The sequence below is a fragment of the Nostoc sp. UIC 10630 genome (assembly GCF_010747425.1).
GTDB lineage: Bacteria > Cyanobacteriota > Cyanobacteriia > Cyanobacteriales > Nostocaceae > Nostoc.
Genome location: NZ_JAAGOG010000093.1, coordinates 1 through 22732, shown reverse-complemented (window position 1 = coordinate 22732; position 22732 = coordinate 1). Strand labels below are relative to the sequence as shown.

At 40.5% G+C, this 22732-nt stretch carries 17 protein-coding genes; 9 read left to right on the top strand and 8 right to left on the bottom strand.

The window, feature by feature from the left end; genetic code table 11:
• Positions 1 to 24 precede the first annotated feature (24 nt).
• The 5 genes from G1O98_RS20720 (at position 25) to hypB (ending at position 3964) form a co-directional block, all read left to right on the top strand.
• The gene (locus G1O98_RS20720; protein WP_163931202.1) at positions 25 to 285 is read left to right on the top strand and encodes a HypC/HybG/HupF family hydrogenase formation chaperone; all 261 of its coding nucleotides are present in this window, start codon (positions 25 to 27) and stop codon (positions 283 to 285) included.
• 178 nt (positions 286 to 463) lie between these two features.
• Positions 464 to 1642 (top strand): hydrogenase formation protein HypD, encoded by a 1179-nt coding sequence (gene hypD / locus G1O98_RS20715; RefSeq protein ID WP_163931200.1) that lies wholly within the window; start codon positions 464 to 466, stop codon positions 1640 to 1642.
• Between the two features lie 45 nt (positions 1643 to 1687).
• Positions 1688 to 2791, top strand: coding sequence for a hydrogenase expression/formation protein HypE (gene hypE / locus G1O98_RS20710; RefSeq protein WP_163931198.1), 1104 nt, complete (start codon positions 1688 to 1690; stop codon positions 2789 to 2791).
• A 19-nt stretch (positions 2792 to 2810) separates the two neighbouring features.
• The gene (gene hypA, locus G1O98_RS20705) at positions 2811 to 3152 is read left to right on the top strand and encodes a hydrogenase maturation nickel metallochaperone HypA (protein ID WP_163931196.1); all 342 of its coding nucleotides are present in this window, start codon (positions 2811 to 2813) and stop codon (positions 3150 to 3152) included.
• A complete protein-coding gene (gene hypB / locus G1O98_RS20700) occupies positions 3143 to 3964 on the top strand; it encodes a hydrogenase nickel incorporation protein HypB (RefSeq protein WP_163931194.1) in 822 nt (273 codons plus the stop codon). The genes hypA and hypB overlap by 10 nt, the downstream gene beginning before the upstream one ends.
• Before the next feature lie 113 nt (positions 3965 to 4077).
• Here hypB and G1O98_RS20695 read toward each other — a convergent pair whose 3' ends face one another.
• Positions 4078 to 7779: a PAS domain S-box protein gene (locus G1O98_RS20695; RefSeq protein ID WP_163931192.1), complete on the bottom strand. Its 3702-nt coding sequence runs from the start codon at positions 7777 to 7779 to the stop codon at positions 4078 to 4080.
• A 671-nt stretch (positions 7780 to 8450) separates the two neighbouring features.
• Entirely contained in the window at positions 8451 to 12107 is a 3657-nt protein-coding gene (locus tag G1O98_RS20690; RefSeq protein WP_163931189.1) for an NB-ARC domain-containing protein, read from the bottom strand.
• Between the two features lie 119 nt (positions 12108 to 12226).
• Between G1O98_RS20690 and G1O98_RS20685 the strand changes: the two genes are divergently transcribed.
• The 3 genes from G1O98_RS20685 (at position 12227) to G1O98_RS20675 (ending at position 16932) form a co-directional block, all read left to right on the top strand.
• A complete protein-coding gene (locus tag G1O98_RS20685; protein ID WP_163931187.1) occupies positions 12227 to 14077 on the top strand; it encodes an adenylate/guanylate cyclase domain-containing protein in 1851 nt (616 codons plus the stop codon).
• 291 nt (positions 14078 to 14368) lie between these two features.
• On the top strand, positions 14369 to 15952 hold the full coding sequence (locus G1O98_RS20680) for an alpha-amylase family glycosyl hydrolase (RefSeq protein WP_163931185.1): 1584 nt from the start codon (positions 14369 to 14371) through the stop codon (positions 15950 to 15952).
• A gap of 308 nt (positions 15953 to 16260) precedes the next feature.
• On the top strand, positions 16261 to 16932 hold the full coding sequence (locus tag G1O98_RS20675) for a Coq4 family protein (protein WP_163931183.1): 672 nt from the start codon (positions 16261 to 16263) through the stop codon (positions 16930 to 16932).
• A gap of 372 nt (positions 16933 to 17304) precedes the next feature.
• Here G1O98_RS20675 and G1O98_RS20670 read toward each other — a convergent pair whose 3' ends face one another.
• The 6 genes from G1O98_RS20670 to G1O98_RS20645 all read right to left on the bottom strand — a co-directional run bounded on the left by G1O98_RS20670 (position 17305) and on the right by G1O98_RS20645 (position 20618).
• Positions 17305 to 17679 carry a hypothetical protein gene (locus G1O98_RS20670; RefSeq protein ID WP_163931181.1) on the bottom strand — a complete coding sequence of 125 codons (375 nt, stop codon included), beginning with the start codon at positions 17677 to 17679 and terminating at the stop codon, positions 17305 to 17307.
• On the bottom strand, positions 17669 to 18676 hold the full coding sequence (locus G1O98_RS20665) for an LLM class flavin-dependent oxidoreductase (RefSeq protein ID WP_163931179.1): 1008 nt from the start codon (positions 18674 to 18676) through the stop codon (positions 17669 to 17671). Before G1O98_RS20665 ends, G1O98_RS20670 begins: the two co-directional genes overlap by 11 nt.
• A gap of 135 nt (positions 18677 to 18811) precedes the next feature.
• Positions 18812 to 19174, bottom strand: coding sequence for a hypothetical protein (locus G1O98_RS20660; protein ID WP_167306207.1), 363 nt, complete (start codon positions 19172 to 19174; stop codon positions 18812 to 18814).
• 381 nt (positions 19175 to 19555) lie between these two features.
• Positions 19556 to 19867 (bottom strand): hypothetical protein, encoded by a 312-nt coding sequence (locus G1O98_RS20655; RefSeq protein WP_012407155.1) that lies wholly within the window; start codon positions 19865 to 19867, stop codon positions 19556 to 19558.
• Between the two features lie 2 nt (positions 19868 to 19869).
• A complete protein-coding gene (locus G1O98_RS20650) occupies positions 19870 to 20151 on the bottom strand; it encodes a hypothetical protein (RefSeq protein WP_012407154.1) in 282 nt (93 codons plus the stop codon).
• Between the two features lie 44 nt (positions 20152 to 20195).
• On the bottom strand, positions 20196 to 20618 hold the full coding sequence (locus G1O98_RS20645; protein ID WP_163931177.1) for a hypothetical protein: 423 nt from the start codon (positions 20616 to 20618) through the stop codon (positions 20196 to 20198).
• A 994-nt stretch (positions 20619 to 21612) separates the two neighbouring features.
• Between G1O98_RS20645 and cysK the strand changes: the two genes are divergently transcribed.
• The gene (gene cysK / locus G1O98_RS20640) at positions 21613 to 22572 is read left to right on the top strand and encodes a cysteine synthase A (protein ID WP_012407152.1); all 960 of its coding nucleotides are present in this window, start codon (positions 21613 to 21615) and stop codon (positions 22570 to 22572) included.
• Positions 22573 to 22732: the final 160 nt, after the last annotated feature.

Genomic DNA, 22732 nt, shown 5'->3' with positions numbered 1-22732 from the left:
TTAGTTTATCTTCAAAATAAAAAAATGTGTTTAGGAATCCCCGGACAAATTATAGAAATTACCAACGTTAATCATAAACTAGCCCTAGTTAACATTGGTGGTGTGAAGCGCGAAGTAAATATTGCCTGCATCGTAGATGAACAACATCCCCCCGAAGCTTGTATTGGGGATTGGGTGTTAGTCCATGTTGGCTTTGCTATGAATCGAATTAACGAACAAGAAGCAGCAGAAACATTACAACTCCTTCAAGAATTAGCAGCAGCACAAGCAGGGATTAGTACTTAAATAATATTTTTTGTTTGACGCAGAAAGACAGTTACAAACATCTTCCTTTCTTCCTCTCTTCCTTCGCGCCCTTCGCGCCTTCTCTGCGAGACGCTGCGCGAACGCGGTTCGTTAAAAAAACTTCCTATCACAAAAGCGAAATTAACAGATACATAAAACTCACTACTCCTCACTCCCCATGAAATATGTTGACGAATTCCGCGAACCGGAAAAAGCAGAAGCCATACTCCGCGAAATCACCAAATTAAGCCACCAGCTAGAAAAACCCATCAAAATCATGGAAGTATGCGGCGGACATACCCATTCCATATTTAAATACGGTATCGAAGAAATATTACCCCAAACCATCGAACTAATTCATGGCCCTGGTTGTCCAGTATGCGTGATGCCAAAAGGGAGATTAGATGATGCGATCGCAATCTCTCAAAATCATAACGTCATTTTTGCCACCTTTGGCGACGCAATGCGAGTTCCCGGTTCCAAAACCAGTTTACTGCAAGCCAGGGCACAAGGTGCAGACATCCGTATGGTGTACTCTCCCCTAGACAGCCTACAAATTGCCAGAGATAACCCCGACAAAGAAGTAGTTTTCTTCGCATTAGGCTTTGAAACCACAGCCCCCAGCACCGCCTTCACCATCCTGCAAGCAGCAGCCGAAGAAATTCATAACTTTAGTATGTTTAGCAATCACGTCCTCGTGATTCCCGCCCTCAAAGCACTATTAGATAATCCCGATTTACAACTTGATGGATTTGTTGGCCCTGGACATGTCAGTATGGTAATTGGCAGTGACCCCTACCAATTTATTTCCCAACAATATAATAAGCCGATAGTCGTCTCAGGATTTGAACCCTTAGATATTCTCCAATCAATTTGGATGCTATTGCAGCAGTTAGTAGAAAATCGTTGTGAAGTTGAAAATCAATATAACCGAATTGTCCAAAAATCTGGGAATACAGTAGCCCTACAAGCCATAAACAAAGTTTTCGCAGTGCGAGATAGTTTTGATTGGCGCGGCTTAGGTGACATCCCCTATTCAGGATTAAAAATTCAACCAGAATATGCTCAATTTGATGCCGAACTTAAATTTACCATTCCTAACCTCAAAGTAGCCGACCATAAAGCTTGTAAATGTGGAGAAATTCTCAAAGGAGTCTTAAAGCCTTGGGAGTGCAAAGTATTCGGTACAGCTTGCACACCAGAAACACCAATCGGTACTTGCATGGTATCTTCCGAAGGCGCTTGTGCAGCCTATTACAAATATGGGCGACTCTCCACCATTGCCAAAAGAACAATCACCCAAAAACCAAAAATAACTCAAGAACCTCTCCCCGCCTGCGGTTTTTCTTTAGATTAAGACATTCTTTAAATACTCTGCGTTAAAAAAATCCTCACTTTTAATATGAATATTTCTCCCACCAACTCAGCACAAAATTCCTTGTTTCAAAAAATGGAACAAGTCCGCCGTCGCCAAGGTAAAGTGCGAGATACTCATATAACTCTCGCACATGGTAGCGGCGGTAAAGCCATGCGCGATTTAATAGATGATATATTTGTTAGCAATTTTGATAATCCAATTCTTTCCCAATTAGAAGACCAAGCTAGCTTTAATTTAGCCAGTCTCATGCAACAAGGAGACAGACTCGCATTTACAACAGATTCTTATGTTGTAGACCCGTTATTTTTCCCCGGTAGTGATATAGGAGAATTAGCCGTAAACGGTACAGTTAATGATTTAGCTGTCAGTGGTGCTAAACCTTTATATCTAACTTGCAGTGTAATTTTAGAAGAAGGATTACCTGTAGAAACCTTACGCCATGTTGCAAACAGTATGAAAGCAGCCGCAGAAAAAGCGGGTATTCAAATTGTCACTGGTGACACAAAAGTTGTACATCGTGGTGCTGCCGATAAACTCTTTATTAATACTGCTGGTATTGGTATCATCCCACGAGGAGTTAACATTTCTGCCCACAATATTAAACTTGGAGATGCCGTAATAATTAATGGTGAAATAGGCAATCATGGGACAGCAATTTTAATTGCCCGTGGCGAATTAGCTTTAGATACTAATATTGAAAGTGATTGTCAGCCGTTGCATAGTTTAGTAGAAACTATTCTCCATGTATGTCCACAAGTTCATGCTATGCGAGATGCTACACGCGGTGGTTTAGCTACAGTATTAAATGAATTTGCTCTCAGTTCAAATGTGGGAATTCGTCTTTTTGAAGAATCTATTCCAGTGCGTGAAGAAGTCAACGGAGTTTGTGAAATTCTCGGTTTAGACCCATTGTATTTAGCTAATGAAGGTAAGTTAGTTGTAGTGGTTCCAAAAGAGAATTCTAACAACGTTTTATCTGCTATGAAATCTCACCCAGCAGGCAAAGATGCTTGTATTATTGGCGAAGTTATTCCTTCACCCCCAGGTATCGTATTGTTAAAAACAGTTTTTGGTGCTGAAAGAATTGTTGATATGTTAGTAGGCGACCAATTACCACGAATTTGTTAATCTTTAATATATTTATAGTATGCACGAATTTGGAATTACCCAAAATATTGTGGCAATTGTGACTGAAAATGCCAAAGGCGCAAAAGTGCAGCGAGTTTTATTAGAAATTGGCAAACTTTCAGCCATTATGCCCGAAGCTATCCGATTTTGTTTTGATATTTGCACCCAAGGCACAGTTTTAGAAGGGGCGATATTAGAAATTTTAGAAATCCCTGGCTTAGGACGATGTCGCCAATGCGGTGCAGAAATTTATTTAGATAAACCTTATGGTATCTGTAACTGCGGTAGCGTGCAATTAGATTTAATTACTGGTGAAGAACTTAAAATTAAAGAAATAGAAATCGAGGAATTATGTGTGTAACCTGCGGTTGTTCTGATGATGGCGAAATAAAAATTACAAATTTAGAAACAGATAAAGCGGAACATAATCATACTCACACTTTACCAGATGGAACTGTCATCACTCATTCCCACAGTCATGACACTCATATAGAAGCACCTCAAATTCATGCCAAAATACACAATACAACCATATCTTTAGAGCAAGATATATTAGCAAAGAATGACCTGCTAGCTGCCCAAAATCGGGGATGGTTTAAAGGTCGAAATATTCTCGCCTTAAATTTAATGAGTTCTCCCGGTGCAGGGAAAACAACTCTTTTGACCCGAACCATCAATGATTTAAAGCAGCAATTATCTATTAGTGTCATTGAAGGCGACCAAGAAACTGCTAATGATGCCAAAAAAATTAAAGAAACAGGTTCTAAAGTCATTCAAATCAACACCGGAACAGGCTGTCATTTAGATGCATCAATGATAGACAGAGGTTTACAACAACTGAATCCGCCACTAAATTCAGTTGTGATGATTGAAAATGTCGGAAATTTAGTTTGTCCAGCCTTATTTGATTTAGGAGAACAGGCAAAAGTGGTGATTCTCTCAGTTACAGAGGGAGAAGATAAGCCGATAAAATATCCGCACATGTTCCGTGCTAGTGATGTAATGATTATCACTAAAATTGATTTGCTACATTATGTAGATTTTGATGTGCAAAAGTGCATAGAATATGCTGTACAGGTAAATCCCCAAATTCAGATTTTTCAGGTTTCTGCAACTACTGGTGTAGGATTAGATAATTGGTATAAATGGGTAACTGAAAAGGTAGTAAATTAAGTAACTTGATTATCACGTTTAACTATTAGCGATTCGCACCATGACTGCTGGAAAAAGCGGAATTAGTGGCAGCATAAATCGAAATTCAGTGGTCAAAATTGAGTGTAATTTGCCTATGATTGAGGCTCCCCAGGATGCCCGATTACAGCAGATAAAGTAGTCAATAAATCTGTCGCTGTGTAAGGCTTAGGCAGAAACTTCTCAGCACCAACGGCAATAGCCTTTTGCTCGTTAGCGGGTAAACCACTGGTGGCAATAATCTTAATATTGGGGTTGAACGTTCGCAGGATGGAGATAGTTGTTAATCCGTCCATATTGGGCATGGACATATCTAGCAAAACTGCACTAATTCGTTCCTTATACTGGGCATACAAAGCGATCGCTTCAATGCCATCGTTAGCTACAAGGGTTTTGTAGTTATAATCTTCTAAAGTTTCCTGATTGGTTTGTTTTACTAAGTCTTCATCATCAACAACTAAAATCAATTCGCCATTACCTGAAGGTAATTCTGCCTTTGTTATTGTCTCGGTTGCTTTGCCTTCTCCTCTGGGCAAAAATACCTGAAATCGTGTCCCTTTACCTACCTGAGTTAATACTTCTACAAAACCACCGTGGTTTTTGACGATACCTAAAACTGTTGACAGTCCTAGCCCTGTACCTTTACCAACTTCTTTAGTTGTAAAAAAGGGATCAAATATGCGCTCTAAGAATTCTGGAGGGATTCCCGACCCTGTATCTGAGACGGTAACAACGATGTAGCCTCCTGCTTTCGCTTCCAGGTGCATTCGGGCGTTTATTTCGTCAATCATCCGGTTTTCGGCATTAATTGTGAGCATACCATCATTGGGCATAGCGTCACGGGCATTGACTGCCAAGTTCATAAATACCTGTTCTAGTTGGGTGGGATCGGCTTGCACCATCCATAATGTGTTTATGGGAATGTCATTAACAATTTCGATGGATTTAGGAAATGTCTGTTTGATGACTTTGACCAATTCTTGGAGCAAATGCCCAGGTTGCAACAAGATGCGCTTCCCTTCTGTACCACGGGTAAAGGCGAGAATTTGTTTAACTAAGTTCGCTCCACGCTGCGAGCTGTTTTCTAGTGTTTTGAACAGTTCTTGAGTCTGCAAATCCACATTTTTGGATCTCAAAGGCAGCAATTCGGCAATCATGATTATGGGAGCAAAGACATTGTTGAGGTCGTGAGCAATGCCACTGGCTAGAGTTCCTACACTCTCCAAGCGTTGAGCGCGGTAAAATTGTTGCTCTAGTTGTTTTTTCTCGGTGATGTCGGTGTTGACTGATAAGATAGATTGGCTTTGTCCGAATTGATTGTGTACCAGTGTCCACCGACTAGCAACGATAATTTTTCTCCCAGTTTTGGTGGTTTTTTCTAACTCCCCTTGCCAATAACCTTGTTCCAGAGTGGTTTTGAAACCTGCTGCTAGTTGAGACAAGGATTCTACGTTGAAAAGTTCATGGACTAATTTCCCCATGCTTTCCTGTGCTGTCCAACCGTATAAGTTTTCAGCACCTGGACTCCAGAACAGAATGCGGTTTTCTAAATCGCGGACAAAAATGGCATCGGTAGCAATATCAATTAAAGCTGCTTGTTCGGCAATTTTCTGTTCGGCCAGCTTGCGATCGCTAATATTGCGGCTGACGGCTGCCAGACCAATTAGCCGATCGTTCATGTCTTTGACGCAAGAAACGCTGTAAACCATCCATAATGCTTCTCCCGTCTGGAAATGACGGAAACGAATTTCTACTTCCGCCCGTCCCTCACGCAAAACACGCGGGAAAAATTCATTGATGATAAAGTCCTGATCTTCAGGAAAGAAAAATTCCCTGACTGGCGTTTCGCTATATTGCTGAGTGTCATTTAGCCCGACTAGTTGCATACCCGCCGGGTTCAAATAGAATGGCACAAAATTCATATCACACATACCGATAAATTCTGTGCTGTTATCGGCCAGAGAAACAAATTTACGGATTTCAAGTTCCGATTGTTTGCGTTCGGTGATATCTATATTCACCCCAATCATCTGGAGTGGCTTATTAGTAGTGTCATCATACAATACTTGACCCTTGCATACTGACCAACCAACTGTACCATCTGAGTAAATAAACCGGAATTCGAGATTATGGGGTACTTGCTGGTCAATTGCTCGCAAAACTGATTGATGCAGCAATTCGCGGTCTTCAGGGTGGACAATGAGATTTAAAAAATTTTCATAGCTGACATCAAAGGTATCAGGAGTTAGACCAAATAAAGTAAACAAACTCTCAGACCAGATAACCTGATTGGTTCTCAGATTCCATTCCCAAGTGCCAATGTTACCAACACTAAGTGCCAGTTGTAACCTTTGTTCGCTTTCTCTGAGAGTTTCCTCAGTCTGTTTACGAGCGAGCAACATGGCTTGGCGATCGCTCACATCCCGCAGTATTGAAAGATGACGATGTGGTATAAAATTGGCAACCGCCGCAAATTCAGTTTCTCGCACTGTGCCATCGGGACAATATAAGTTAAACTCACCCAACATTTGTCCTTGTTCGTAGAACTGTTGCAAAGCTTGGGTAAAATCAAATTCGGGTGCTGCAAAATCTGCGATTGTGGAACCTAACAGTTCTTCCTTCGATACACCAAATAGCTTACAGGCTGCTGGATTTACCTCTACATAGCGCCCCTCGTCATCTGCAATCGCGATCGCATCAAGAGCACGATCAAAAAGAGCTTTCCACTGATGTTCACGCTGCTGGAGTGCTATTTCAGTCTGTTTGCGCTCCTCAATTTCCCGTTTCAAACGTACATTTGCTTGCAGTAGTTCAGCTGTACGCTCCGCCACCCGTAACTCTAATTCTTGTTGAGCTTGGCGGCGTTGTTCAACTTCCTGTTCTAACTGCTGGTTGCATTGTCTAAGTTTAACCGTTTGTTCCTCAACTTTTGCTTGCAAAACTTGAATTATGCTGTCTATTTCTAGGGGATCAAGCACTTGTAGGAGATTCGTTTGTGTCACCAGTCCTTGCAATTCGCTTTGTTCTCCAACTACGGTTAATCGCCGCACCTTTCGCTCTTGCATCAACTGGTGAACAGTCCATAAAGATTCAGTGGGAGTGATGCTTAATACAGGGGTACTCATCACATCTTGCGCCTGGGTTTGGGCTATATCTAGTCCCTGTAAATGGAATTTAATAATATCTTTTTCAGTGATCATCCCTACCGGGATCAATTCCTTCTTCTGTTGGGCGACAATTACCACACAGCTGATCTGGCGATCGCTCATGATTTGAGACAATTCCAGCACAGATGTAGTCGGGAGAGCATGAATAACTTCAGTTACCATTACTTCCGTCACACATCGCAATTTCAACAGGTGAACTGGTTGGATAACCTGACGAATTCTGTCTTGGGTAATTAAGCCTACCAATTGTCCAAGATCATCTACTACAGGTAGATGACGAATACAATGTTGACGCATGAAAGATAAAGCTGTGAGGGCATTTTGAGCCTGAGCCAACCCCAGGCTGATGACTGGTTGTGTCATCACTTCTGAGATTTTGACACTGGATAAATCTTTGCCCATCCCAGTCAGTCGGATTACATCCCGTAGAGTTAATATACCTATTAAGTTTGTTTCTTCAACTACTAAAACACAACTACTAAAATCAAATTTAGACTCTACTATACTGCTATTTACCCTATTCATTAGAGCAATAACATCAATAAGTGGGGTATCAGGTAATACAGTTAAAGGACAACGTTCAACTATCTGCTCTAAAGTAGGTAAATCCACAGGAGAAAGTGATCGCATTAGTTTAGTCTGTTGGTTAAAGCAATTAAAGAATTGATTTCAAAAATCAGCAGATGACAAAATAATCTTAAAATTTCTCAATCTTCAAGCTATTTTGACAAAATTTAGCTTTCTGGTTTAATCAAAGTTATGATTTTAAATTTTTGAGAAGGAACCCCACACGAATAAATTACCTTTTTTAATCGCTGAACCCCTACTAATCAAGGTTAATATTTTTCAAAAGGGAAGTTATTTCACTACTCCTAATGTATTTAAATAGTTTTTTGTAATTTGATAACTTTCTTATAGAAATGTATCAGATTGATTATATAACCTAACTTGTTAATTACAAAAGTGCCTATATAAGGTAAAAGCAAAGATAAAAGCTCTGAAGTTAAGCATAAAACCTTTGCTCGTGACTACATGAATTGATTTGGGTAATTTTTGAGTAAATTTCTTCCAAAAGTGGATGCTCCCGATCTCAATACTTGTCGGTTAAGGGGAAAAGGGGAAGGGGAAAGGGAAAAGAAAAAACCTTTAATCTTTACCCTTTAACCTTTTCCCCAAACCCAATTTCGAGTTAAAAATGCAAAACCCGAGCAGTATTGCTCCCGATCTGAATTGTCAGGACAAGCAAAACGGGGCAATTCATTAATTGACCCGTTTTGACTATTGTTTGCGTAATTCCTGAATTAAATCTCGAAGGCACCTAACGCTTTGAGGACATCTTTTTGAGCTATCGTGATTCCTGTTACGCCTGTAATATTAGTTCCTTGATAAGGTCTGTCAGGATTCAGTATTTTCAAACATTTACCCGTTTGGGTATCCCAAATCTGAATAGTCCCGTTTTGGCTGCCGCTAGCGATCGCATAATGTTCTGTAGATTTGCCAAATGCGATATGCGATCGCATTGCATGAGGTAGGACAGGCAGCACTTTCAGGCAAACTCCTGTATGCCTATCCCAAATTCTCACTGTTTGATCTAAGCTACTACTTGCCAAAATATCACCTTCTGGACTAAAGGCAACTGACCAAACACTATTACTGTGTCCCTGAAATATATTCAGACATTCACCTGTATCAACTGACCACAGGCGAACTGTTTCATCTTCACTAGCGCTACTGAGGATTTGCCCATCTGGACTAAAAGCGATCGCCTGGACTCTACTCGTGTGTCCTTCTAAAATTTGGAGACATTCACCTGTGGAAATAGACCACAGGCGAATGGTTTGGTCTTCGCTACTGCTAGCGAGTATTTCACCATTGGGGCTAAAGGTAACGCACCAAATCCAACTGGAATGACCTTGCAATATATTGAGGCATTTTCCTGTATTAATAGACCATAAGCGAATGGTTTGGTCGTCACTGCCGCTTGCTAAGATTTGTCTATCAGGACTAAAGGCAACTGATTGCACCCAATTTACATGACCTGTCAAAATTTGCAGACATTGCCCAGTGCTAACTGACCATAAGCGAACGGTGCGATCGGCGCTGCTACTGGCAAGCAAATGTCCATCTGGGTGAAACGCTACGGAAGTTACCCAGCCACTATGTCCGGTGAATTTTTTCAGGCAAATCCCCGTATTGACATCCCATAATCTCACGGTTTGGTCTGTGCTGCCACTGGCAATTTGACCATCTGCATTAAAAGCGACTGAAAATACCGAATTACTATAGCCTTTTAAGGTTTTAAAGCATCTACCTGTACTAACATCCCATAGCTTTACGCTTTGGTCTGTGCTACCACTGGCAATGGTTTGACCATCTGCATTAAAAGCAACTGAAAATACTGAATTGGTGTGTCCTGGTAAAATATTCAGGCATTGCCCTGTACTAGTTTCCCAAATTCTGAGTGTTTTATCGTCGCTGGCGCTGACCAGCATTTGGGCATTGGGACTAAAGGCTACTGAACGGACGCGATCGCTATGTTCTTGTAATATATTGAAGCACTTGCCAGTACTAACTTCCCAGAGTCGAATCGTGAAATCGGCACTACCACTGGCTAGGGTTTGCCCATCTCGACTCCATGATACTGACCAGATGCGATCGCTATGTCCTTCTAAAATGCGATCGCATTCTCCACTAATTTTCCAAAGTCGAATCGTTAAATCGGCACTGCCACTTGCTAGAGTTTGACCATCTGGACTCCATGATACTGAGAGGATTCGATTGGTATGACCCGACAAGATTTTATAACAGTCCCCAGTGTTGACATTCCATAATCTTATTGTTGGTTCATCGCCTCCACTCGCAAGCATTTGACCATCGGCACTAAAAGCAACTGACCAAATCGAACTTGTGTGTCCTGACAATGTTCTCAGACATTTACCAGTGTTGACATCCCACAGCCGAATCGTTTTATCACTACTACAACTTGCTAATAATTGCCCATCTGGACTAAAAGCAAGCGACCAAACCCAACCCAGATGTCCGGCAAAATTCATAACCAGTTGCCCAGTTGCAACCTGCCACAAACGAAGCTCACCTTCTGCATCTCCTGTAGCTAATAATGCTCCATCTGGACTAAAAGCAATACCAGCAAACACCATACCAAAGGTTTCAGCAAAAACACACTGACTCAAATCAGAATATTCAAAATTAACATTATGCAAATTTACATCCTGTAGATAGGCTTGCCAAATCGTTAAATTTGAAAAATTATAGTTAGTTAAAGTTGATTGCAATTGACAAAGTAAATTTAAAATATTACCACCTGCATACCCAGTTTTAAGTGACGATGCACCTCGGAGCTTCGTCAAGCATTGAGTTAGCAAGTCCTCAATTGCAAGTTGTTCGCTGACTTCTATTAATAAACGATCGAGTAATAAGCGTTCCAGAATCGGCTTGAGAATAAAACGAACTTGTGTTTCTCGCACATAATCTTTTGCTTGAGCTTTGAGTAATGCATGAGTTTTGAACAGCAAATTTTTTTGAGCGGCATTCGCTTCTAAACCTGCTAAAAGTTCTTGACAAACTTGAGCAACCAGTTTCTCGGTAGCATATTCCATTACCACAGGCTGAAGTGAAAACTGGGTCTGATGTTTTCCAATCAGTGTCGCCTTGGTCTTCTCAATTAAAGAGCGTTGCTCTAGTGATTCTAAAATATCAATTAATTCTTGGGGCGATCTGCGTGGAAAAATATCCGATCGCAGTTCCGAAAAGGAAGCGGAATCACGATATATAGCAAGCCAATAAATAACCGTTTTTTCGGATTCAGAAAGCCGTTCAAATTGCTGCTCAATGAGATTGCGAATATTTCCAAAAACAAAAGCTTGCTGGTTGAGAAAATCAGAAATACTGCCATCAAACAAGTTTTGAATCGTAGTCGCAATAATTTTCAATGCTAAGGGATTTCCGGCATAACCTTCAACCAGCCGACTCCATTCTTCTGTTGAGCCTTGGAAATTCCCCTTTAAATGCAAAAGTTCTTGTGCTTCTGCTTTTTTCAATCCACCCAATTGAAAAGCTCGGACGGGTAAGCTTGCTCCTTCTAAAAGACGAACTTCTGGAGGTTGATCTCGGCTGGTTAACACTAAGCAGCTTTGATGGCGAATTTCTCCAATTTGTCTAAATATTTCGCCATAAGCTTCATAGCCTTCGATATAGGATGATTTAGATTTATCGTTATGTTGTAAGATAGTTTCGATATTATCAAAAATTACCAGACAACGCTGCGATCGCAAATAATGCAACAGGCGCGAAATTTTGCCTTCAACGGTTTCTGGATAATCAATTTCTTGCTGATTAGATAATAATTTCAATAACTCGGTTAATATCTCTTGTACTGGTGGTGCATTTCGCAAACTCCGCCAAATCACACATTTAAAATCACTCTGTAATTGTTGCGCCAGCTTGATAGAGAGAGAAGTCTTTCCCATTCCGCCCATTCCTGACACAGCCACCAGCCGACACTGGTCAACCAAAATCCACTGCTGTAACTGAGCTAGTTCTACTTGTCTTCCGTAGAAAAAATCAACATCAATTGCATCTCCCCAATCTTGATAGCAAGTCTGCGCTTCTACAACTAGCAGATTCTCAGTAAATTTTACTCGCGTTTTTTCTTCAATATCTTGATTTGATTGTGCTGTCGCCCGCTCGATTGCTCTTCTGAAACTTGTTTTATTAACTTTTTCTCCTAACACTTCTGAAAGGAGTTTCCAAAGCTTGGGGCCAACATCATGTTTTAAGTAAGTTGGAGAATAGCCATAAATGTCGGCAATGCGATCATAACTTTGGCGTTCCAAAGACCAAGACTCACGCAACATAGCTTGTTGGAGATCGCTTAAATGAATTCTTGACTTGGCAAAAACAAGAGCGTCTGTAAATGCGAGTGCTTGATCGATATCCATTGCTGCGATCGCCAAAAGTTAAATACACTTTAAATTTTATAAGTAGAATGACATAATTCATTTATCAGATAACAGCAAAAACAATATGCAATCTTTTACAAATTCTTTACACAAAGTTTATGCTTCAGCCATTAATTAGTCGAATTTGGCAATCGCTTTTACGTTTACTGTTACAGAGAATTACTCTTGTACTCACGCTGATGTTATGTGCAGCGATCGCGATCGCAATTTCTAATATGTCTGCGCTTTCATCGAGCTTGATTGAAGCCCAAGCAGTGCAAAATGCTGCCTTGAATATCCAATCATTAACTCAAGCTTTTGACCTCTACAGTGCCGCAGCCGCAGATCGAGCTAAACTCGTGCCTGGAATTACCGTCACCCACGCTTACCTCAATACCAAAGGTGCAATCCCCCTACCCTCAACTTTTGCGATCGAACTCGGTGAGCAAATTAGTGAAAAAAATGCCGAAATGTCTGTAAGACTATATAGTAACTATCCATATCCTTGGCGCACGAAAGGGGGAGCAAGAGACGAATTTGAGCGCGATGCACTCAACTTCTTGAAAGAAAACCCTCGTCAAAAATTTTACCGTCTTGAGAAGAAAAATGGAAATACCACCTTGCGTTATGCACAAGCTAGCCTCATGAAAGCAAGTTGTGTAACTTGTCATAACACAGATGCTACTAGCCCAAAGAAAAACTGGGAAGTAGGAGATGTTGCTGGAGCTTGGGGGATTTCTCAATCTCTCGATAATTTAGTAACCAAGACCAATCAAAGTCTCCAAGGAACCTTCGCTATGTTAGGCGGTATGTCAGTCTTAGGACTTTCAGGATTGACACTTGTTGTTGGGAAACTCCGAGAAAACAGCAGAAATTTAGAGCATCGGGTTAAAGAACGAACTACAGATTTAGCAGAAGCCAACACTGAATTAGAAAAAAGAAACCAATTAATTCGCCAAGTTTTTGGACGATATTTAAGTGATACGGTTGTTGCTAACTTGTTAGAAAGTCCAGAAGGATTAAAACTTGGTGGTGAACGCCGCAAAATTACTATCCTCACCTCTGACTTAAGAGGCTTCACTGCTCTCTCAGAACGCTTTCCACCAGAAGAAGTTATTCACATTCTCAACCTCTATTTAGAATACATGGCAGATGTGATTAATCATTACCAAGGCACAATTGATGAGTTTATGGGAGATGGTATTCTGGTCTTATTTGGTGCCCCGATCGCTAAAGAAGATGATGCCCTCAGAGCCGTTACCTGTGCCTGTGCTATGCAGTTAGCAATGGGTGGCGTTAATGAAAAGATGAAAACCCTCGGCTGGCCACCATTAGAAATGGGGATTGGGATAAATACAGGTGAAGTTATAGTCGGCAATATTGGTTCCGAGAAGCGGACTAAATATGGAATTGTCGGTAGTCAAGTAAATCTCACTTATCGAATTGAGTCATATACTAGTGGCGGTCAAATTCTCATTTCCGAGCAGACTTTCAAAGAAGTCGGCTCAAGCATCAAAATTATCGGACAAAAGCAAGTTCAGCCAAAGGGTGTGAGCCAGACAATTACCATTTACGAAGTATATGGTGTAGGTGGAAGATACAATCTTTATTTACCCAAAGAAGAAGAATTATTTTTACCTGTTCCTCAAGAGATTCCGCTTTTGTACACTATTTTGAATGAAAAGCAAATGGGTAATCCGATCTTCTACGGGCGTTTAGTCAAACTATCAGCAAAAGGAGCTGAATTAGAAGTAGATATTCCCAATGAAGTACCACCGAAGCTAACTAATCTTAAAATCAATCTTTTTATATCTAAAAACTCAGCACAAGTCAGTGAAGATATCTATGCCAAAGTCTTAGAAAAACCGACAATTAGAGGAAAATTTTATATTCATTTTACATCTGTCCCTCCATCACTCATAGCTCAGTTTGATAACCTTTATCAGATAATTTCTCAAAAACCTAATTAAGAATTTTAATTTTATAGCAGTCTTATACTATTGGTGAAAACTCTATTTATTATCCTCCGTATTTTTTGTGTTCCTCCACACTTTTTTTGCATTCCTACCCTACAGTCAGGCTGGAAGCAAGCTACGCGTAGCGTCTCGTAGAGAAGCGCATCTACGTTTAAACTAAAATCTATCATCGAAAAATAAAGTCGCTAATTTACAAAATCCCCCCGCAGGTTAATGAAAATTTAAAGTATGTTTTCTAACATCTAAAATGCATACTTCCATTTTCCTATCTGTGTGTAAATCCTCATGGCTAAAGTTGAAGAATTGACACCCCAGCAACTCTCCGAAACAGACCTAAAACCACGAGGGAGAGTTTATCCAAGTCCTATCAGTTGGCGCGACCAGTTTTTGTACCAATTGGTATTAGATAGATTCAGTGACGATAATGAAAATCAAAGAGAGGTTTTTGACCACACCAATCTTGCAAAATTCCAGGTTAAGGATAAAGCCAACTGGATGGCAGCAGGGACAAAATTTGTTGGTGGTAATCTTAAAGGAATTAAGAGTAAATTAGACTACTTGCAACGATTGGGAATAACAACGCTGTGGATTAATCCACCTTGGCGGCAACGTTCTGAGTTAGAAGTTTACCATAGCGATCGCATTCAAGAATTTTTAGATATTGACCCGCACTTTGGCACCCGTCAAGATTTAAGAGATTTAATTGATGCTGCCCATGATCGCAGGATGTATGTCATCCTAGATGTAATTTACAGCCAGAGTGCTGATAACTGGTTTAACAGAAATGACGTAATTGCAGCTCTAGCAAGAGTTTATCAATATTGGATTGCTCTTTCTGACTGCGATGGCTTGCGGATAGATAGCCTCAAGCACGTTTCTCCAGAAGATTCCCGCAAATTCTGCACAGCTGTCCGTGAATACGCCGAATCTATCGGTAAAGACAACTTTTTACTGACTGGGGAAATAACCTCCGGTAGTATGGCTGGTGCTTACATAGACATTATAGCTCGCAACCTTAGTGCTGTATTAGACATTGCACAGACCCCTAATGAATTGGCTGCATTCGCCAAAGGGTTAGTTAACCCCAAGCAATTTTTCGATTTGTATAGCGAAAACAATCTCGCTGGAGAATACCGCCAAATTGGGACATATCATGTCTCCATCTTGGATGACTATGAGATGTCATCCCGGACTAATAAGCAGCGATTTGCCGCATACAGTAATGTACCTAATCTCTATGATCAAGTTGCTCATGCTGTTGGTGTGCAATTAACTATGCCAGGAATTCCTGCTATTTATTATGGAACGGAACAGGCTTTTGATGGAAATGAAGGTTATCACGATTACAGCATAGAGGGTGGAAGGTTTGCGGAAGATAGATATATCAAAGAAGCAATGTTTGGCGGTGCTTTTGGCGCATTTCAAACAGCAGACTGTCATTTCTTCGATATCGACCATCCTACCTATTTGCGGATAGCTGCGATCGCGCGTATCCGCAACAGTCACGATAAAATTGGTAAAGCCTTGCGCCGTGGACATCACTACCTACGCGAAACATCCTTTTGTAATTCCCCCTTCTCGATTCCCGGACAAGGCGAATTAGTTGCTTGGTCACAGACTTTATTTGACACAGAAGTGCTGATGGTACTAAATACCAACGGCTTAGAAAATCGCGGTGCAGAAGTGACAGTAGATACTTATATACATCCCCAAGACTCGACCATGACGTTTTTATACAAAAGCGATTGGAGCGATTCATATTTACGCCACCCACCCCGCGACCAAACTGTAGCTGTGCAACATCATAACGACCGTCGCGCAACTGTGCGAATTGATTTGCCACCTTCGGGAATGGTGATTTTGGCGTAAGCAAACATTAGCTTTTGGGCAAAGCTTTGAGATAAAAAACCTGGTTTAAATTTATAACCTTTTACCAGAAGCTTTGCCCCTGAAATTACTAAATATCTATGTTCTAATTTTTATTAACTATTTTTAATCTAATACGGTTTAGTCAAATCTAAAAGTATTTGTCAAATCAATTTTTTAATTAGACATATTTATAGCAAAAAGTTTTGCTAAATACCTCTGAAGATTCATGAAAACCTGGATAAATATATTCCAATATTGAAGACTCAGATTTTAATTAGCAAAATTATATCTCAAAGCAGAGAATTACTATGGAGAATGTAATTGCTTACAACAACGATAAAGGACTTCTTGCTTACATTCAATTCCTGGCATCTAGTTCCCTAAAATTTGGAGATGGTAATACTGATAGAGTATTTGACTTCGAGGACGCACTTGACCAAACAGAAATGGCACAGCTAGCTGTTAATGAACTAAAAAAAATCCCTGAAGTGAATGCGTTGTTTACAGAACGTTGGCTACCAGCACCTTTCAATTTAGATGATTTAGGTAAACTCCCAGAGGGAACTTTAGGTCATGTTTATGCTAGAGAAATGAAAGCTAGAGGATTCGATCCCTACTTTTATAAAAAAGTTCCTGTTGTTGATGATATTTCCTATCTTAAAATGCTTTGGAGATCCACCCATGATATATATCATGTAGTCGCTGGATTTGACACAAATGGAATTGGTGAAATTGGTCTCCAAGCTTTTTTCTTAGCTCAGACTCCAATTCCCATCAGCGTCATGCTTTTGAGTTTTGGCATGGTGATGATTAGCCTTTACCAACCTAATAATTTTAAAGATTTAATGATAGAAATATCTCGTGGCTACAGGGTGGGTTCTCATACTCCAGGTAAGTTGATCGCGCAAAAATGGGATCAACTTTGGGATGTACAAGTCAGCGAAATTCGTGAGCGTCTGGGTGTGAATTCTATTTCGTAAAACTGGTATTTTGAGAGGTGGATTTGTTGAAGGAGGCAGGAGGCAGGAGGCAGAAGGAGTTTTTCAGTTGGGGATTCGACCCCTACTGATAGCGGCGGCATAGCAACTCTTAGAGACGCTACGCGTAGCTCGCTTCTCCGTAGGAGTACGCTTAGAGCGAGTCTGCGAGCGTCTTTAGAGCCACTGAACTCTCGTACCCTGCGGGAAGCTAACGCAACAGTGGGGGTCTTGGGCTGTTACAGAGCGCAGTTTTCCTCCTGCCTCTTGCCCTCTGCCTCCTGCCTTCCTCGATAAAAATTGCAACACCCTGCACTTTAGGAGTACAGGGTGTAATACAGCTATATTTTGTGTGATTCCCAGTTTCTATTTACCTCAAAGCCAATCTCGGTAAGCTGATATTTCATTTACGCTGATTTCAAACGGCATCCCTTTTCCAAATGGCGGATAAACGCGGATTTTGCCATTGCTAGCAAACCGTTCTAACCTATTACCCAACTGAGCAATATTGCTAACTATATGCCAGTAAGATACTAAGTCGGGGCAGTCAACAATTAATGTTAGGATGGTAGCATTTGTTGTGAGATACCACTGACAATTAGACAACAAGACTCGCGTAATGCGATCGCAAGCTAGATAAAAGCATCTACCAGTAGACTGTTCTAGCTCCATCTGCAACATTCCATCCTCTTTTGTTACCTCAGTGGGAGGTAAATCATCGGGAGGAAGCAGGTATAGTTTAGAAGACATAATTTCGCACCTCTTGGTTGTAGCGCGTCAAACTCTCTAAGTTTTTTTGCAAATCCGCAGACGAGGGTTTGAGGGCTAGGGTAGCTAAATTTAATTCGTCTTGAAATTTCTTGATTTTGTCTCGACAAGTCTCCACATCACCGATAATTGAGTTCTCAATCAAATAATCTTCGTCGAAACAAATGTTTGTACGGTCAAATGGTTTTTGGTTGGAGTTTGCACTATTCTGCAATACTTGAGCCGTATTCGCTTTCATTTTCTGGCTAAATTGGCGGATGAAAGGCAATGCCTCACTCACTGCTTCATCAAATGTTTTAGCAACATAAAAAAAGCGTGCCAGCACGAAGTTTTCTGCACCACTAGAATTTAAGGCTCGATATTTAGCAACAGTATCCTTCAATCTGTGTAGGGAGAATGGTGGCCCACCCATCAAGCTGAAGGAATGTTTAGCAGCAAGTTCGATACCATCATCGCCGCCAGTGGCAACATACACTGGTACTTGACTCTGCAATGGTTTTGGGTAAATTGTCAGGCGATCGCACTGATAATACTTGCCATTAAATGATACATCAGTTTCATATAAAAGCTTTTGAACCAATGCGATCGCCTCTAGCATCTTAGGACGAGCTTCACTTGGGAGTGTCGCAAAATGCTTATTTTGTTGGGGAAAGGGGCCGCCTTTAGCAACTCCAAATAATAATCGTCCATTGCACAGGTTATCAAGAGTGGCGATATCTTCCGCTACCCGAATCGGGTTATGGAATGGCAGTAACACCGCCGCAGTGCCCAATTGGATAGTTGAAGTCAATCCCGCCAAGTGTGCCATCAACAGCAACATAGACGGGCTGAGATTGGATTCACTAAAATGATGCTCACTCACCCAGGCTGACTCAAAACCTAAACTTTCTGCCTGTTTTATCAGCGCGACTTGCTCAGAAATGGCACGACGAGCATCTTGGTGATGATTATCGTAATTGCAGAAAATTCCAGTTTTCATTACTTGCTTTGATACTTTGTGCTGGCTATTCTAGTGGTCAATAGGTTTGAAGTAAGCACTTTAGTGCTTCAATATTTGAGGACTAAAGTCTTCACTACAAACACCTTTACTCCTCTCCATTAATGCGATCAAAGACTAATTTGCAACCCACTGCAACTCCAACCATAGCCGTGGGTTGTTATGTTTGATGTTCGACATCGGATCGCGCAATAATCGTTTGGCATTCATGCAGACTACTTGGACTAGTCCCATATTGTCTGCAACTTCTCTGAGAATTTCTTTGTGGGCTTGCACATAGGAAATCATTTCGTCAGAGCAATAAATTCCTATATATTGCAACCGTCGAGCAGGTCGTCCCCAAAAACAGGTGATGACTTTCACATAACACCCATCTAGTAATTCCCCAACTTTTGGGTAGTAGTGGTTGAGGACTCTTGTGAATTCTTTGGCTAAGATATCTTCAGCAATCATTGGAACTGATATTTCTGTAGCGTCCATCACGCTATTTAATATAACATAATTTTATCAATTAAATATGACAAAATACCTTATGAGGCTTAAATAAAATATTAAATATTACATAAAAAAAGAGGTGTACCTTATTTGGTATCACCTCCGATTTGCGTAAAGCATCTTTATATTGAATGAAATATCAAAGTATTGATTTGAATACCTCGAACGCGGCTATTAATGCAAAACCCACCTCGTAGGTTAGTTTTTTAGTTAGCGTGCAAGATTAACCGCAATTTCTCATCGACAGGTATATTTGCCAAGGATAGATGCTCCCAAATACTCTGATATCAAAAATCATGAATTCAAATAAAATGTATTTAATTAGCACATTTCAAGATTGAATTCTAAATGTTGAATTTTTAATTATTATCGAGCATTGCGTTCACAAACTAATACCTCTGCTATGATATCTGGCACATTTACAAAATCTGTGAATCCTTCAGAACCACGAATTGGTGATATAAATGTATAGTTTGGATCGCAAGCTCCAGTGTCATATACTTGAATAAACCATCTATCGGGAAATCCTTCTACACCTAATTCCACAGTGTACCAACTCTCGCCAATCAGACGAGAGTTAAAGATTGTGAACCACTCCCGATTCTCTTCTGAAATATTCCAATCTGCCATGAGCAGTTCTAAAGCGATTTGTCCTGCATCCGTTGAAGTCAACAACATTTTTACTCCTTATTGGCAACTTCAGGATTTTCAACTTCAGTATTGGGAACTTCAGGGTATAAACCCAATTCTTTAGCTAGCTCACGCGCCACAAAAAATAAAAACTTGGCACCATCTTGATTGCCTTCATGGGCAAACATCGTTGCTACTTGTAACATTGTTTCTACGAAACCAGAGTCAATTAATTCTGGCTTAGATTCTAAAATTTCTGGTTCTTGACCATTAGGGCACTTGAGCAATTCATCAATCAGATTGAAATACAGTTGCTGGCGTTGTTCTGACATGGTGTTTTGTTTTGGTTGATTTTAGTGAGTTAATTGGAAATTGGTCACTGTTCGATACCTTGCTGCCACAGTCTCTCCAACATTTCAACTTGTTCTTTTAAAACAGTTGCACGATGTACAAGATATCTGTCGTAAAAGAGAATTCCTAACCCAACACAAATAGGGGTTAACAAGAAGAACCATTGCAAGATAGCGGCAAATTTATATTGTTCAGCAACAGTCAGCATTTGATTAATCACATTACGGTCAGAGGATTGGATGCTAGTCTGAGGGGAATGTGTAACCTCTGTCTGGGGAGCCAAGTCGGAAGCATTTTTAGTAGTCTTGTTAACTTCGTAGGCTAAATTCTGAGATTTTACTAAATCCAGATGTCGCTCCCAAACAATGCCAAATACTACTAGTTCTGGAGAAAGCACTGCTAAAATAACTACGCAAACTGTAAGGACATTTAAAAGTTTGGCTTTCATCTTGGCTCTCCCTTGCTAGGTAGTATGCACCCAGTAAGAAAATATCATTTGCTGTTTATCTGAAACAGTTTTGATATTAAAATATGTGTAAACGGGAATTTTCACAATTGTTAGCTGTCAGTTTATTTTCTAATTACCACTGACTACTGATCACTGAAAAGTTACTAACATTTTTGCAAAACGTAGGATTATTCAATCAGAAATAACACACTTAGATTCTGGGATGTGGTTTCATCTTGCTCTCAAAAGGGAGATTAAGAAGTCCCCCCTAGTTCACTCAGCTTTCGCTCAGGAATGTTGGGGGGTAGAGGGGAATCTCTGCGTAAATCCTATACGATTTATATCAGTCGCTCTCCACAAAACAGTTTACCCCAGCCCTGTTAAGATTATTAAATTCATTAGAATAGTACTCAACGGCTGTAATCCTTATCAGATAAGTATTATAAAAAAATATTGGGGTATGGGTGCTAGTGTTTTTGAGATGGGGTGCTAGTGTTTTTGAAGTGGGGTTCTGGTGTTTTTGTACTCAATCTAAAAGCAATGTAGGCAAAGCTTTAGAACTGTTTTTAATGCAAGTTTTAGTAGATAAAATCTGCACTCAAAAGTAAATATCGATGTCTCTTGATAAAGATAAACTAATAAATTCAGAAAATCCATTAAATGTTTTGAAATTCAGTTATATTTCCCTAACAAATAAAGAATGATGATAAAAATTATTCATATATACAGAATTATAAAAATTGATCTTAGCCTAAGAGACAACAGTCAGCAATTCCAAATGGTAAAATAAAACAATGGCAAACTAAACATCTGCTGAAGAGAGAATCAATGAGAGCATCTGCTAAAAGTTCTTCCTAAACTTTCAGATTTTGTGGTTTAGTTAGAATACATAGTATATGCACTCATTGGCACTAAACTGCAAATTAACTACACAAAAGCTTATTGTTATAAGTAAATACTCTGTACTAAGATTTAGGATTTTAGGAGTTAAATAATGAGAATTGCTCAAGATATAACAGAACTGATTGGACGAACTCCTTTAGTTCAACTGAATAAGATACCTCAAGCTGAGGGAGTAGTAGCAAGGATAGTTGTCAAATTAGAAGGTATGAACCCAGCAGCCTCGGTGAAAGACCGCATTGGGTTAAGTATGGTACTTTCAGCAGAAGCGGCTGGCTCAATTCAGCCTGGAAAGACTATTTTAGTTGAGCCTACTTCAGGTAATACAGGAATTGCTCTAGCGATGGTAGCAGCAGCACGTGGCTACCGTTTAATTTTGACAATGCCAGAGACGATGAGCCAAGAACGACGCGCTATGTTGAGAGCTTATGGCGCGTCTTTAGAATTGACACCAGGCGCGGAAGGAATGCGGGGAGCTATTCGCAAAGCCGAAGAGATTGTGGCTAATACTCCTGATGCTTTTATGCTGCAACAGTTCCGCAACCCTGCCAATCCTAAAGTTCACCAGGAAACTACCGCCGAAGAAATTTGGACAGATACAGACGGAGAAGTAGATATCGTCATTGCTGGGGTAGGTACTGGTGGGACGATTACCGGGATTGCAGAGGTACTTAAAGGTCGTAAAAAGACTTTTAAGGCGATCGCAGTTGAACCCAGCAACAGCCCAGTTCTCTCCGGTGGTGAAGCCGGACCACACAGAATTCAAGGTATTGGTGCCGGATTTATCCCCGATGTTCTTCGCCTAGAATTGGTTGATGAAGTAATTAGAGTCAGCGATGAACAAGCGATCGCTTACGGGCGACGTTTGGCAAAAGAAGAAGGCTTACTATCTGGGATATCCTCTGGTGCAGCTTTGTGTGCTGCCATTCAAGTAGGTAAACGTCCAGAAAATGCCGGACGTTTAATCGTGATGATTCAGCCTTCCTTCGGCGAACGTTACCTCAGCACCCCCATGTTTCAAGACTTATCCTTAGAAACTGCTGGCGTGCGTTAAAGATAAGACTTACGCAAACAATAGTCAAAAAGAAAGATTTTCCGGTAGGGGCAATTCATGAATTGCCCCTACCGCGTGTATTGTTTCGTAAGTTTAAAAGAGAGCAAGAAAGGAGACAAGATAAAGATGTTTCTATCTCCTACCTCCTGCCCCCTGCCCC

What these genes read in the sequence shown, in the direction of transcription:
- G1O98_RS20650 (WP_012407154.1), bottom strand. Translation starts at nt 20,151, where the DNA reads ATGTCAGAACAACGCCAGCAACTGTATTTCAATCTGATTGATGAATTG.
- G1O98_RS20675 (WP_163931183.1), top strand. Translation starts at nt 16,261, where the DNA reads ATGGAGAATGTAATTGCTTACAACAACGATAAAGGACTTCTTGCTTAC.
- G1O98_RS20670 (WP_163931181.1), bottom strand. Translation starts at nt 17,679, where the DNA reads ATGTCTTCTAAACTATACCTGCTTCCTCCCGATGATTTACCTCCCACT.
- hypE (WP_163931198.1), top strand. Translation starts at nt 1,688, where the DNA reads ATGAATATTTCTCCCACCAACTCAGCACAAAATTCCTTGTTTCAAAAA.
- G1O98_RS20685 (WP_163931187.1), top strand. Translation starts at nt 12,227, where the DNA reads ATGCTTCAGCCATTAATTAGTCGAATTTGGCAATCGCTTTTACGTTTA.
- cysK (WP_012407152.1), top strand. Translation starts at nt 21,613, where the DNA reads ATGAGAATTGCTCAAGATATAACAGAACTGATTGGACGAACTCCTTTA.
- G1O98_RS20660 (WP_167306207.1), bottom strand. Translation starts at nt 19,174, where the DNA reads ATGGACGCTACAGAAATATCAGTTCCAATGATTGCTGAAGATATCTTA.
- G1O98_RS20645 (WP_163931177.1), bottom strand. Translation starts at nt 20,618, where the DNA reads ATGAAAGCCAAACTTTTAAATGTCCTTACAGTTTGCGTAGTTATTTTA.
- hypA (WP_163931196.1), top strand. Translation starts at nt 2,811, where the DNA reads ATGCACGAATTTGGAATTACCCAAAATATTGTGGCAATTGTGACTGAA.
- hypD (WP_163931200.1), top strand. Translation starts at nt 464, where the DNA reads ATGAAATATGTTGACGAATTCCGCGAACCGGAAAAAGCAGAAGCCATA.
- G1O98_RS20695 (WP_163931192.1), bottom strand. Translation starts at nt 7,779, where the DNA reads ATGCGATCACTTTCTCCTGTGGATTTACCTACTTTAGAGCAGATAGTT.
- G1O98_RS20665 (WP_163931179.1), bottom strand. Translation starts at nt 18,676, where the DNA reads ATGAAAACTGGAATTTTCTGCAATTACGATAATCATCACCAAGATGCT.
- G1O98_RS20655 (WP_012407155.1), bottom strand. Translation starts at nt 19,867, where the DNA reads ATGTTGTTGACTTCAACGGATGCAGGACAAATCGCTTTAGAACTGCTC.
- G1O98_RS20680 (WP_163931185.1), top strand. Translation starts at nt 14,369, where the DNA reads ATGGCTAAAGTTGAAGAATTGACACCCCAGCAACTCTCCGAAACAGAC.
- hypB (WP_163931194.1), top strand. Translation starts at nt 3,143, where the DNA reads ATGTGTGTAACCTGCGGTTGTTCTGATGATGGCGAAATAAAAATTACA.
- G1O98_RS20690 (WP_163931189.1), bottom strand. Translation starts at nt 12,107, where the DNA reads ATGGATATCGATCAAGCACTCGCATTTACAGACGCTCTTGTTTTTGCC.
- G1O98_RS20720 (WP_163931202.1), top strand. Translation starts at nt 25, where the DNA reads ATGTGTTTAGGAATCCCCGGACAAATTATAGAAATTACCAACGTTAAT.